Origin of the sequence: Paenibacillus vandeheii (genome assembly GCF_030433635.1) — a bacterium.
Lineage (GTDB): Bacteria > Bacillota > Bacilli > Paenibacillales > Paenibacillaceae > Paenibacillus > Paenibacillus vandeheii.
The window spans coordinates 33,469-46,597 of record NZ_JAROCD010000013.1 but is presented as its reverse complement, the minus strand read 5'-3'; the positions used below and the strand labels follow the sequence as shown (position 1 = coordinate 46,597).

Annotated in this window: 12 protein-coding genes; 8 read left to right on the top strand and 4 right to left on the bottom strand. The window is 46.9% G+C overall.

Features of this window, described 5'->3' with window-relative positions; all coding sequences use genetic code 11:
- Positions 1-3: 3 nt before the first annotated feature.
- Positions 4-411 carry an Rrf2 family transcriptional regulator gene (locus P5G61_RS24025; protein WP_094937093.1) on the bottom strand — a complete coding sequence of 136 codons (408 nt, stop codon included), beginning with the start codon at positions 409-411 and terminating at the stop codon, positions 4-6.
- Positions 412-521: 110 nt separating this feature from the next.
- Complete coding sequence (locus tag P5G61_RS24020; RefSeq protein WP_079350170.1) at positions 522-1,358, bottom strand: helix-turn-helix transcriptional regulator; 837 nt, start codon at positions 1,356-1,358, stop codon at positions 522-524.
- A gap of 118 nt (positions 1,359-1,476) precedes the next feature.
- Here P5G61_RS24020 and P5G61_RS24015 point away from each other — a divergent pair, with 118 nt between their 5' ends.
- Together P5G61_RS24015 and P5G61_RS24010 are read left to right on the top strand one after the other, a co-directional pair.
- Positions 1,477-2,481, top strand: a complete 1,005-nt coding sequence (locus P5G61_RS24015) for a Gfo/Idh/MocA family protein (protein ID WP_094937094.1) — start codon at positions 1,477-1,479, stop codon at positions 2,479-2,481.
- 21 nt (positions 2,482-2,502) lie between these two features.
- The gene (locus P5G61_RS24010) at positions 2,503-3,450 is read left to right on the top strand and encodes an aldo/keto reductase (RefSeq protein ID WP_079350172.1); all 948 of its coding nucleotides are present in this window, start codon (positions 2,503-2,505) and stop codon (positions 3,448-3,450) included.
- Between the two features lie 332 nt (positions 3,451-3,782).
- Here P5G61_RS24010 and P5G61_RS24005 read toward each other — a convergent pair whose 3' ends face one another.
- Together P5G61_RS24005 and P5G61_RS24000 are read right to left on the bottom strand one after the other, a co-directional pair.
- Complete coding sequence (locus tag P5G61_RS24005) at positions 3,783-4,802, bottom strand: Gfo/Idh/MocA family protein (RefSeq protein ID WP_113055467.1); 1,020 nt, start codon at positions 4,800-4,802, stop codon at positions 3,783-3,785.
- A gap of 27 nt (positions 4,803-4,829) precedes the next feature.
- Complete coding sequence (locus tag P5G61_RS24000) at positions 4,830-5,606, bottom strand: sugar phosphate isomerase/epimerase family protein (RefSeq protein WP_024631488.1); 777 nt, start codon at positions 5,604-5,606, stop codon at positions 4,830-4,832.
- A gap of 144 nt (positions 5,607-5,750) precedes the next feature.
- Here P5G61_RS24000 and P5G61_RS23995 point away from each other — a divergent pair, with 144 nt between their 5' ends.
- From P5G61_RS23995 to P5G61_RS23970, 6 genes are all read left to right on the top strand, one after another.
- Positions 5,751-6,569 carry a helix-turn-helix domain-containing protein gene (locus P5G61_RS23995; protein WP_301248739.1) on the top strand — a complete coding sequence of 273 codons (819 nt, stop codon included), beginning with the start codon at positions 5,751-5,753 and terminating at the stop codon, positions 6,567-6,569.
- Between the two features lie 197 nt (positions 6,570-6,766).
- Positions 6,767-7,465 carry a response regulator transcription factor gene (locus P5G61_RS23990; protein WP_301248737.1) on the top strand — a complete coding sequence of 233 codons (699 nt, stop codon included), beginning with the start codon at positions 6,767-6,769 and terminating at the stop codon, positions 7,463-7,465.
- Between the two features lie 20 nt (positions 7,466-7,485).
- On the top strand, positions 7,486-8,928 hold the full coding sequence (locus P5G61_RS23985; RefSeq protein WP_301248735.1) for a sensor histidine kinase: 1,443 nt from the start codon (positions 7,486-7,488) through the stop codon (positions 8,926-8,928).
- A 126-nt stretch (positions 8,929-9,054) separates the two neighbouring features.
- The gene (locus P5G61_RS23980; RefSeq protein ID WP_301248733.1) at positions 9,055-9,813 is read left to right on the top strand and encodes an ABC transporter ATP-binding protein; all 759 of its coding nucleotides are present in this window, start codon (positions 9,055-9,057) and stop codon (positions 9,811-9,813) included.
- A gap of 12 nt (positions 9,814-9,825) precedes the next feature.
- On the top strand, positions 9,826-12,219 hold the full coding sequence (locus P5G61_RS23975; RefSeq protein ID WP_301248732.1) for an ABC transporter permease: 2,394 nt from the start codon (positions 9,826-9,828) through the stop codon (positions 12,217-12,219).
- Positions 12,220-12,241: 22 nt separating this feature from the next.
- Entirely contained in the window at positions 12,242-13,102 is an 861-nt protein-coding gene (locus tag P5G61_RS23970; protein WP_301248731.1) for a DUF4097 family beta strand repeat-containing protein, read from the top strand.
- The last annotated feature ends 27 nt before the right edge of the window (positions 13,103-13,129 follow it).

Below are 13,129 nucleotides of genomic sequence, written 5' to 3'. Positions count from 1 at the left end.
AAGTTATACGGAATGTGCAGCTTTCATCTGGGCAGCCAGTTCAGACATTTTTTTATCGTTCAAATAGCTCTCCATCTCTTCTTCCGCACGAACCATCACCTGCTGAATCAAGCAGCCTTCGTTATGATCCTGCGAGCATTCGAACAGGGAAGCCTTGCCTTCAATCGCATGGATAATCTCCAGAAAAGAAGGGTCCGGATTCTTCCGGCTAAGCCGATAACCACCATTGGCACCCGAAGTTGATTCGATCATGCCGGCTTTGACCAGCTTGGTCAATATTTTGGACAAATAGGTTGGAGATACTTTCTGCATCTCAGCTAATTGATGTACACTAACCAGTTGTTCCGGTTCGGTCGCCACCAGAAAAAGCATCGTGTGCAGGGCATAATTTGTAGCTTTCGAATATTTCATGAGGGCACCTCATTATATACGGATTTAATTTATCTATAATAGACTTGATTGAACGCTCTGTCAAACGTCGAAAATTCCAACAAAATCAAACAAACGGGGCATCCGCACATTTAACTGTGATAAAGCCCACGATAATCCGTTGGAGTCATGCCCTCATGAGCCAGAAATTGGCGGTTAAAATAACTGGCATTGGGATATCCCGCCTCCTCTGCGATCTGTCCAATGTTGGCCATTGGACGTTCCAGCAGCCACTGCTTCGCCATCTGCAGCCGGGAACGGGTTATAAATTCCATCGGGGTCATCTCCACGGCACTCTTGAACATTTTGCAAAAGTAATACGAACTTACACCCGCCTTATCCGCCCAATCCTGTAACAAAAATGGCTGACACGCCTCCTGCTGCATCTGTGGAAGCAGTCCAAGAATACGACTCTCGGCCTTGCTCGTGCGTGTGCTTTTCAGTGGAACAGCATGCTGCACGAACTCTGCCAGCACAGCGTAAGTCAGGGTAGATAGTTGGGCTGGACGCAGCATCCGATTCTGCTCGGCCTCATTCAGTAGAGCCATATGTGCTTCTTCCCATGGAGCCTGCTGCCGCAGCGTCCACAGCAGATTACGATGCAACCCCCGCTCAATCATATAATCATGCAGCCGTTCACCGTAAAAATGAACCCATCGCACATCCCATGGATCGTCCTCACTGCTGTAGTAATGCTGCCGCTGCTGCGGGAAATATAGTACAGCCTGGCCCGCTCGAAGCTCATGCACTACCCCCTCCACTTCCACGTACCCCTTACCAGAAGCAACGTAGTGAATATTGAAATTGTTAAGTGCGCCTGCCTCCCGTAATACGGTGTGCTCGGGGTGGTCGACATAAAGTCCAACGGACTCTGGATAACAAAAATAGGGAATATCCTGCAAGGTTAGCAGTACCGTCTGTCTCATCATGGCCTATTCTCTTTTCTAAACAATATTGTGTTAATTCACTTCAATATATTATCATTTTCATTCATTCATCTATTACATATAATCACAATATACATTCATTCATAGGAGGAAACAACAAATGAATTCAGATCGAAAATTGCGCTGGGGAATTCTTGGCAGCGCTAGCATTGCCGTACGATCCGTTATTCCAGGTTTGCAGCAATCCGAGTTGAATGAAGTGACCGCCATTGCCAGCCGGGATGAAGAAAAAGCGAAACAAACCGCTGATCAACTCGGCATTTCTCAAGCTTATGGCAGCTATGAAGCTTTACTTGCTGACGATTCCATTGATGCGGTCTATATTCCGCTTCCGAACCATCTGCACCGGGAGTGGACACTCCGTGCCGCTGAAGCTGGTAAACATATTTTGTGTGAAAAGCCCCTGGCACTGACGGAGCAGGAAGCTCAGGAGATGGTGCAAGCCTGCGAAGACGCCGGTGTTCATCTCTCCGAGGCACTCATGTACCGACACCATCCACGTTATGATCAGATTAAGGATATTATCGCCAGCGGAGAAATTGGTGAAGTCCGCGGCATTCATAGTACATTTTCGTTCAACAGTTCCGGCTCGACGGGCAATGTCCGTTTCCGGCGTGATTGGGGCGGCGGTGCTCTGTATGACATCGGTTGTTATTCCATCAGTGCAGCACGGTTACTGCTTGGTCAGGAGCCTTCGGCCGCGACCGTCATTGGCATGTTCTCTCCCGAGCATGGTCATGTGGATATGATGGCATCCGGCTTGCTTGAGTTCGACAATCATATTGGCGTGACCTTTGACAGCAGCATGTGGGCTGCCTTCCGCAACACACTGGAGGTACTTGGGTCAGATGGCATCATCGAGGTACCATCTGCTTATATCAGCAATCCGGACCGTGGCTCCAACTTCTTTGTAATTGTTGACGGTGAGCGTAAAGAAATTGAAGTCCCACAGGTGAACCACTACTCGCTTCAAGGGGACGACATGGCACGAGCTGTGCTTCAAGGTAAGGCTCTGCGCTTCGCTCCATCCGATGCTGTAGCCAATATGAAAGTACTCGAAGCTTGTCTTCGCTCGGCAGAAGAACGTACACGAATCACACTATAAGAAAAGGGGATGAACTGAATTATGGAATACATTGAAATTGCTGGTGCAGGCAAACCGATCTCCCGATTGATTAAAGGAACCGATTATTTCTACAATGATTCCTATGAGAAAGCAGCTACGAACATGGATGCATTCCTCGCGATTGGCGGTAATACCGTTGATTCCGCGCATATCTATTGTGGCGGGCAGAGTGAAGAAGTGCTCGGACGTTATATGCAGGAACGGGGTAACCGTAACGAGATCGTTATTTTGACCAAAGGTGCACATCACGATCAGAATGGTCCACGTGTTAACGCTGATGCTATCCGCAGCGATCTTCTTACCAGTCTGGAACGGCTTCAAACCGAACATGTGGAGCTCTATGCCCTGCATCGGGATGACCCAAACATCCCCGTTGGTGTAATTCTTGAAGCGTTGAACGAACATATTGAATCCGGTAAAATCGGCGCGATCGGCGCCTCCAACTGGACCTGGCAGCGGCTGGAGGAAGCTAACGCATATGCGGCCGCTAATGGTCTGAAAGGTTTCACATTCAGCAGCCCGAATCTCAGTCTTGCCAAAGCAAACGAACCGTTCTGGGCAGGCTGTGTATCGGCAGACGAAGAAACGCTGGCATGGCATGAGCGCACCAAGCTTCCTTTGCTGTCCTGGTCATCTCAGGCTCGTGGCTTCTTTACCGGACGATTCACACCTGAAGTACGGGATAATGAAGATCTGGTTCGTGTATTTTACAGTGACGGCAACTGGGAACGTTTGCATCGGGCGGAACAATTGGCCGAGTCCAAAAATACCACACCAATTCAGATTGCACTTGCTTATGTATTAAACCAACCATTTCCGACCTGTGCGCTAATTGGCGCTCAAAATCGGGAAGAGCTTCTGTCCTGTGACGAAGGTTCCCGTATCACATTGACACGTGAGGAACTGGATTGGCTGGACCTGGGCAGTAATGTAAAACCAAGCGTTTAATTCAAATATGCGCTGTGATCCAACCTTAAAGGATAAAGGGGCTGACTATTCCGCAATGTAGCGGAGTGGTCGGTCCTTATTTGGATTCCAGCTAACTATTCGAACATTGTAACCATCCCGCAGGCAGGATCAATAGTCGCTGTTCGCTATGCTCCGTTTATCGCCAAAGATCCGGTTCGGACTTGTCCACTATTACGTATTCCACATATATGATTGTCATAAAAAAAGTAATAAAAAGAGACTACCTATCAGAAATATTTTTCTGGAGGTAAGCCCCTTTTTAATATGAGATAGTCACACTAATTATAGTAATGACGATAATATCGTAACGATTACAGCTTCACAATCTGACCTGTCTTCTCGGATTCGAATGCTGCCAGAATGACTTGCAGGGAACGCAGACCTTCTTCACCGGAAATGCTTGGAGGTGTTTGAGTTACAATTGACTCTACAAAAGCATCAATGACGCCGCTTGGTACTTGTTTCTCGTTCGTAGCCATCGCACCGACTTTGTATGTCTCAACCGTTCCGTTAGTCAGTTCAACAATAACCTCATCGCCTTCTACCGTTCCGATCTTCATCACACCATTTTCACACCACAGAACCGTACTGTTATCTCCTGCTCTGTATTGTGTCCAGCTGGCAACCAGCGTACCGATAGCACCGCTCTTCATACGCAGCAGGCAAGTTGCGTTATCGTCCACTTTGGTGTTTTCCTTATGCAGCGTGCTGATGAAACCAGCAACTTCGGACACTTCATCATCCAGCAAATAACGGATAAAGTCCGACTTGTGCACGCCCAGGTCACCCATGGCACCCATAATCGCTTCTTCTTTACGGAAGAACCAGCTTTCTGCACCGTCTACGCTCCAGCCTTCCGGACCCGGATGACCAAAGGAAGTACGGAAATTCAGGACTTTGCCGAGTTTGCCGGAGTCCAGAATTTCTTTGGCCTTCACGTGTGGAGGCATCAAACGCTGGTTGTGTCCAACCATCAGATACACACCGTTTTTCTTGGCAGCTTCGATCATTTGCTCGCCTTCTTCGGTTGTAACCGCCATCGGTTTTTCAACCAATACATGCTTACCGGCATTCGCAGCAGCAATGGCCATCGAGGCATGCAGGTAGTTCGGCGTACAAACGCTGACTGCATCCACCTCTTCGCTTGCCAGCAATTCTTCGTAGCTGGAGTAAGCTTTACCGCCGTAAGTTTCGGCCATCTTCTCCGCACGCTCCACGATCGGATCGGCAAAAGCGACAAGTTCTACGTTCTCATTGGCAGCGTATTCTGGAATATGTCTGCGCTCGGCAATGGCTCCACAGCCGAATACAGCAACTTTAATTTTACTCATGTACAAATGTCCCCTTTGACAAATAAATTAGAATTGGTTCAGGTAATTCTGCTTCAACCAGTTATGGCTGTTGGCTACGCTTTCAAGCGGTGGATTCTGGCAAACGTCCTGTTCCACAATCAGCCATTCTACACCTGCACTTGTAGCTGCTTCAATAACAGCTGGCAAATTAACCGAACCTTGTCCCAGTTCCAAAGTCTTCATCTGACCCTGTTCGTCTTTGCTGAAGTCTTTCAAGTGAAGCAGCGGCAAGCGGCCTGCATATTTATTGATGTACTCAATCGGATTTTGTCCGGCAAATTGTACCCAACATACGTCCATTTCCACTTGAACCGCTTCAGGTGTCGTTTGAGCAAACATCGCATCAAAGGCATTTTCGTCGCCAACCTGACCGTGGAATTCGAAATCATGGTTATGATAACCGAAGATCAGACCTTGTTTGGTCGCTTCTGCACCATATTGTTGCAATTCGTTAAACAGTTTGGTCCAGCCTTCTGCATTCTCTGGACGATCTTCAGGCATCAGGTAAGGGCAGATCATATATTGAGCACCAATGGTTTTGAGGTAGTCGATTTGTTGTTGTAAATCTTCACGCATCGCATGCAATGAAACGTGGCTGCTGAAACCTTTCAGTCCAAGCTCATCCAACAGCGCTTTCATTTCTTCTGCAGGAATGTCACCATATCCGGCGAATTCGACGCCTTCATAACCAAGCTCTGCTACCTTACGCAAAGTTCCACGGAAATCTGCTGCAGTTTCATCACGGAGCGTAAACAATTGCAAACCAATATTAAGTTTTTTCATATTAGATACACCTCTGCTCTCAAATTTGCTTTCATTGCTCTATCTGGTATCATCCTAACGCAAAACAGGCTAGAATGAACATATACAATATCGTCAGAACATGAACTATCTGATCAAATTTTTAAATTTGGAGGATTACATCTTTTGGAAACCTCAGTACTGATCTGTGACTATTCCTATCACTATAAGGCGTTTAACCACAATATGAAGGGCGAGTTGCAAACGTACTTGTTCCGTCTGCAAACCGAGGGCTCTTGCAAAGTATATGTACAGGATGAAGAGTTCAAGATGATTGGCGGGGATTTACTGCTGCTCAAACCCGGGGACGACTACCATCTCGTTGTCGAAGAACCTCACAAGGAGGGCAGGTTGTCCAGCGGAGACTATTATTTGTTCTGTGAAGGGACGTGGATTGAAAGCTGGTGGAAGCGTCACCATCGGTCCACCGTGAGTCACATCGGACTGGATGATAAATTGGTGAGCCTCTGGCGCAATATGCTCCTGGAGAAACGCCGTGGACCACTGGAGGAAAATATAGAACTGAGTGACGCACTGCTGCGGGGCTTGTGCCTGTATATCGATCGGGCCATCAAGGAGAATATTCAGACGGATCGATCTGTTTCTTCGACGCTGAAGCTGAAACGATTCATTGAAGAGCATGCTACCGTGACCTTCAAACTCGAAGAAGCCGCCCGCTACGCAGGACTAAGCCTGTCTCGTGCGGTGCGATTATTCAAGGAGCACTACGGCCAAACGATGATTCAATATGCGATCGAAATCCGCCTGAATGCTGCACTGGAGCGTATGAAATACAGCGATATGACCCTGGAGCATATTGCCGAAACCTGCGGCTTTGCAAGCTACTCCTATTTCCACCGGGTATTCCGGTCCCATTTTGGAATGTCCCCGGCTGAATATCTCAAATCCCAGGCCCATCAGTCCATTGATCTGGAGCATTTATAAGTGATAGTTGTGACCTGATTCTCTCCTTACTTCAGGAAGAAAGCAGCCGGTTTCCCATCTGCTACTTTCTTCCAAAAAAACTCTCCTACTTCACATGACGCTACAACCACAAACCTGTATAGTTAAATATAGTATTCTTATAGATTCATACATACTCAATCTTATAATCTATTAATCTACAATTTGGAGAGATTTCAATGGAATCTAAACGCAAAATTCTCATCATTGAGGATGAACATGATATTTCACGCATTTTAAGAGACTATTTGACCAAGAACCAGTATGAAGCAGCAGTAGCCGGTAACGGTCAGGACGGGTTGCAGATGATGGACATTCTGCAGCCGGACTATATTATTCTGGACATCATGCTTCCGGATATGGACGGAATTGATGTATGCCGGGAAATTCGGCGGAGAAACAACATTCCTATTCTCATATTGAGCGCAAGGGGAAGTGACACGGACAAGGTGCTCGGCCTGGGATTCGGAGCGGATGACTATATGACCAAACCTTTTTCCCTGAGCGAATTACTTGCCCGAATCAATGCCCACTTTAGACGATATGACAGTCTGAGTACAGAACGTGATCTCACTCACCTGCTGCGTTTGTCTAATCTGGAAATTGACAAGAAAGCCTATAAGGTTACCCTCAACGGGAATGAAGTTTCTCTCTCCGCCAAGGAATTTGAGCTGTTGTTTTATCTGGCAAGCCATAAGAATCAAGTGTTTTCCAAATCCCAGTTGCTTGACGCGATTTGGGGATATGCCGAGTATGGAGATGAAAATACGGTTACCGTGTACATACGAAGATTGAGAGAAAAAATCGAAGCAGACCCTTCCCGCCCTTCTGTTCTGAAAACAGTATGGGGCGTCGGATACAAATTCAACCATGAATAAGTGGGATTGGAGACGACTGTATGTCACTACACACCTGGACCAAACGTTGGCTCAAAACGTCATTAACTCTCCTGTTTATTCTCATTGGATGCAGCCTCGCTTTCTTTCTTGATTTGCTTATAGGCAGACATTCAGGTGAGTCCAATCTGGCAATCAATCAGGTTCGACTCAGGGTTAACCCCATTCTGCTTCAACTGGAGCAAACCCATGATCAATTGAATGATTCCAATATCAAGGAACAGTTGCGTTCCCTCGCCGAAAAAAGCAGGGTTGATTTCGACTATGTCGGATTGGACGGAACGGTGCTGCTATCCTCCACTCCTTCCTTCGAGGGCAGAAAGATTAATCTGCGATCTGAATTGCATTATGATCTGAATCATGCTTTAGAAGCTATGGATGGGAGCAATTCACTTAACATCGCTTTTCCTGTTATGGACGGCCCGGTGGGCAGACAAATCGGTAATGCCATTTTTACGATTCCGCAGTCGCTTGTCATCGTTCAGAAGTCTTCCACGTTCACTTTTTTTGTCCTGGGAACCCTGTTCATGATCTCTCTCCTCCTGGGGCTTCTCCTGATCGTTATGAAGCGCAAGATCAGAAAACGAGTGCTGGCCCCTATCATACAACTGAAGCAACATGCTGAATCGATTCTCAAAGGACAGTATGATGAGCAGATTCAGTACAACCGGACAGATGAGATGGGCGAACTGTATGCCATGCTGGATCTGATGCGCACCGAAATAATGCATTTGAGTGAGCAGCGTATTCGACAGGAGAAGGCACAAAAAGAACTGATTACGAATATATCCCATGAACTCAAAACTCCGATTACAACTGTAAAAGTATACATAGAAGCCATTCTTGAAGGATTGTGCTCTGATGAGGAGACGCTGATGGAGTATATGGAAATCATGCGTACCCATACAGACAAAACGGCCCGTCTCGTTGAGGACCTGCTTGTACATGCCTTGCAGGAGCTCGGCCAGATTTCAGTGGAGCCGCGTGAGGTTTACAGCCTTTCTGCATTTGAAACCATGCTGAAGCCCATCGGACATATCGTACGAATGAACGGCCTGAATTATGAAGAACCTGAGCACATCCCCAATGTTCTCATCCGAATGGACTCCATACGAATTGAACAGGTTCTGTCCAACCTGGTATCCAATGCGCTCAAACATACCGTTCCGGGAGACTCCATTCGCATTAATACAGAACTGGATTCAGGGAAATTCCAGCTCAGTATTGCTGATTCTGGGCAGGGAATAAGGGCACAAGATATGCCTTTTGTGTTTGAGCGGTATTTCAGGGGCAACTCCTCATTCTCCTCACGGAATGTACAGGAAGGAACCGGCCTCGGACTGTCCATCTGCAAAAGCATTATCGAAGCGCACGGAGGACATATTTCCTTTTCAAGCAAAGAGGGTCAGGGTACCCTGTTTCAGTTCACTCTTCCAATCTGCTGAGCGGTAAAGTGATGTTTCCACTGTCTTCCCCACAGCGCACTGTAATACTTTATTCATAATTTGATAATTCTTCCTCAACATCCTCTCTTTAGAATGAACTGTATACTGCAATAGGGAGTGATCCACTTGACCAAAACAACCATTATCCACGCTCAAAACTTATGCAAGACATATAATACTGGAAGCGAGCAATATCATGCCATACGCAATGTTGATCTTGATATTTATGAAGGGGACTTCACGGTCATCATGGGCAATTCTGGTTCAGGCAAATCCACGCTGTTATATCTGCTGAGCGGACTGGACCAAGTGACAGCCGGGGAGGTTTACTTCCGTGATCAGCGCATTGATACCTATAGTGAAAGGGAAATGTCCGAATTCCGTACTCGTAGAATTGGCTACATCTATCAGAGCATCAACCTGGTGCCCGACCTTTCCATTCAGGACAACATTGCTTTGCCTGGATATATTGCCGGTAGTAAAAGAAATGAGATCAAGGCACGTACTTCCCATCTCATGAAGGCAATGGATATTGATGGACAGAACAGCCGCCTTCCCTCCCAAACATCGGGAGGACAGCAGCAACGGGCAGCAATCGCACGCGCACTGATTAATTCACCTGACATTATCTTTGCGGATGAGCCCACCGGGAGCCTTAATCATGACCACGGGAAAGCGGTACTGGATATCCTGACCGATATCAACCGGAAGGGACAGTCGGTCGTCATGGTTACACATGATATCCAGGCAGCGTGCCGGGCTGATCGTCTGATCTTTATCCGGGATGGCAAGGTTGGTGGTATCCTCGAGTTTGACAAATATGACGAACACCAGATACAGGATCGGGAATCAATGGTCTTCGCGTTTGTATCGGGAAAGGAGTAATTTATGGCTGCCATGTTGAAACTGAGCCTCTCCTACCTGAACAAAAACAAAATACAAAACGGGTTCATCACCCTGCTCATTTTGCTATCGACCCTTCTGGTATCCACTGCGGTCATCATTCTGGCCAATACAGGTAACCTATTTAACGAAATGCACAACCGAACCAATGGGTCTCATCAAATACTGACGTTCGATAAAGGGCTGAATGACCCTACAGCCGTGCATGACTGGTGGGCTGCCCAAGACGGAGTTGAGGTCTCACCTCTGCTGACTTACCGTACGCTGTCTGGCATCACCTTCAAAGGCACAGATATTCCCAACCTGTATCTGTACATGATGAATACCCCCTCACCGCCATGGGTTGTGGATGAATTGGTCTTCTCAAGCGGTACACAGAGCTCTGCTCCAGCACAGGGGACGATATGGATTCCCACTTCCATGGCGAATGGCTATGATATGGCTGTGGGAGATACCGTTAATTTCAAGACCGGGTCGACCACCCTTAATCTTCGTGTTTCCGGAATTGTGGTTGATGTGCCTTATGGGGCACCGTTCACCAATACGGCAAGAATCTGGATGAACAGTACAGACTACCAGAGTGATTTTCAGACACTCGCAGGAAAAGATAATCATATGATGGGCATACATTTTGACGATTATCAAACGAATTCCAGCTATTGGGAGCGTTATGCCAGCGAGACGGGTGCACCATTTCTGGAAACCAAGATGGAGTTTGAGAGCATCTCTTCCTTCTATCTGATCATCAATCAGATTATTGGATTCATTATGATTTTCTTGGGAGCCGTCATGATGGTTATTGCCCTCATCACTATTGGATTTACGATCTCGGATGCCATCTTGGCCAATTACAAAACGATAGGTATCCTCAAATCACTGGGATTGACCTCTGGAAGAACAATTGGTACATACGTCATTCAATATACGCTGCTTTCCCTGGTCGCCGTTCTTCCAAGCGTTGCGCTGAGCGTTTTTGTATCCAAGTTCATTATCCATATTTCTGTTTCTTCTCTTCGGGCTGGCAATAATGATATACCGATGGAAGGCATCGGAGCCGCCATGTTGATCGGCATACTGCTATTTGCTCTGGTCATCTTATTCGTTGTGTTGTATGCCAAAAAGGCACGCCGGATTGAACCCGTGCAGGCCATTCGCTATGGTATGTCGGAAACGGACAACACCCGATTGGCACGCCGAATGAATTCCCCGCTCGCGGGCCGGGTTGGATTTGCCCGACTGCCTGTTGCAGCCGTTATTGGCATACGCAATCTGATCAAGAATACCAAAAGCTCCATACTGATGCTGTTGTTAACCACCATGGCTGCCTCTGTGCTTGTCCTTGGATATGTTGTACTGACCAGCATTACCGGAATCTATCAGACGGCGGCCAAATGGGGTTATGACAATGCTAACATTGCCGCAGTCGTTGTAAACAAAACTACGTTTCCGAGAGCAGAGCTGCAGAACGTATTGGAAGAAGACCCTCGCATCAAAAATGTGGGCTGGCAAGGGAACATCACCGGAGTTATCCTTCCAGATGATTCAACCGACGTGGCCAGCCAGTCTACCAGTCTTTATCTAAGAGTACTGGATGGAAGCTATCAAGATCTTGGTTTTGAGACGTTGAGAGGAAACAATCCGGAACTCGAAAATGAAATTTCAATCGGGGTTAGTGTTGCCAAGATGTTCAACAAGGATATGGGAGATCTCATTGATCTCTACATTGAAGGAGAGAAGCGCACGTTCATGATTTCGGGCATCTATCAGGCCATCTCCGACTTGTCGGTATCCGGAAGAATCACAGCTCAAGCGGTTCGAAGCGTGAATCCGGATTACGGAGATGTAAATGTCGCGTTTATCAATGTCAACGATCCTTCACAGGCAGGAGCCATTGCTAACCAATTGAATGAGCGGTTCAAAGACTCTGCTTCCATCGTCACGCAAAAAACGCTGCTGGATTCTGTTTATGCAGAAGCTGCAAGCATTTTTGTGTACCCCATGGCTCTAATTGGTCTGCTGTTCATTTTGGTTACATTTATCATTATCTTCAGCACCTGCCGGATCAGTATTCGCAAAGAGAGCAAGACGTATGGCATATATAAGTCGATTGGAATGACATCTGGAAAAATCCGTTTCTCCATTGCTACTGGAGTAGTTGCATTAGCTCTGATTGGTTCAATGCTTGGAGTCATTGTAGGCGTATACCTTCTCCCCCTGTTACTTGAAAAAGTCCTATCGGGATACGGGATTGTACAGATTCCTCTCATTCTGAACTGGGGAGGCATTATACTCTTTGCTTGTCTAAGTATTCTTGCCGCAGCTCTTGGATCCTGGGTATCGTCCAAAGTGATTCGTCAGGCATCGCCGCGTATTCTTGTCGTCGAATAACATGTAGAAAGAAGGAGTGCTCATGCACAGCGTATACAAAAAGCTTCTGGTCGCCGCCCTAGGCTCCGTTGGCTTACTTGCGGCTTGTACGAATAATCCCCTCAACTCCTCATCAGAGAGCGGAAACGCCCAGGGCGCCGAGTCCCCATGGATGAAGCTGATTAGTAATAATGCTATAGATAAGGAACTTGATCAAGTCAGCGAGAAATCCGCATCCAGTCTCTTGGTTGTTGATCATCCTGTAGGAAATATCGAGGTGCGGAGCAGTGAAGATGGTGAACTTCAAGTCCGTACGTACATTCAGGCTTTGAACAATCGTACCGGTGAATCCACATTGGAAGAACTGGCTCAAAATGCAGAAGTCTCCTTAACGACCAAGGGGAACACAACCACCGTTGATATCCATCCCAAGGATGAAACGGGAACCGATCTTTGGTCATGGGCCGATAAAAATATAGGGAATTCCCATTTCATCGTAAACTATGTAATTGAGGCTCCGGCCAATATCGTTGAATATGAGATTTCTACAGAAGTTGGCAATATTTCACTTGCAGGTTTAACGGGAAGCTATGAGCTTGCCAATAACACAGGCTCCATTGATCTTAACAACATTCAAGTCCAAGGCAAATCCAGCATCAAATCCGATGCAGGTACCATCCGTCTTGATCTGAATCAGCTGCACGATGGAAGCCAGCTCAAAGCTTCAACTGAGTTAGGTACCATCACTGCCCTGCTGCCTTCCAATCTGGCTTACACACTAAAAGCGGAAACGGATCTGGGCAAGGTCTCGGGTGCTTCGAGGGGAAAGAGTGATATCAACGGCGGTGGACCTCTGCTTTCCCTGAGCACATCTGTAGGAACCATTAAGGTAGAGAATAAGTAATTATAAAAAAAGCACCCAAAAAGCCCT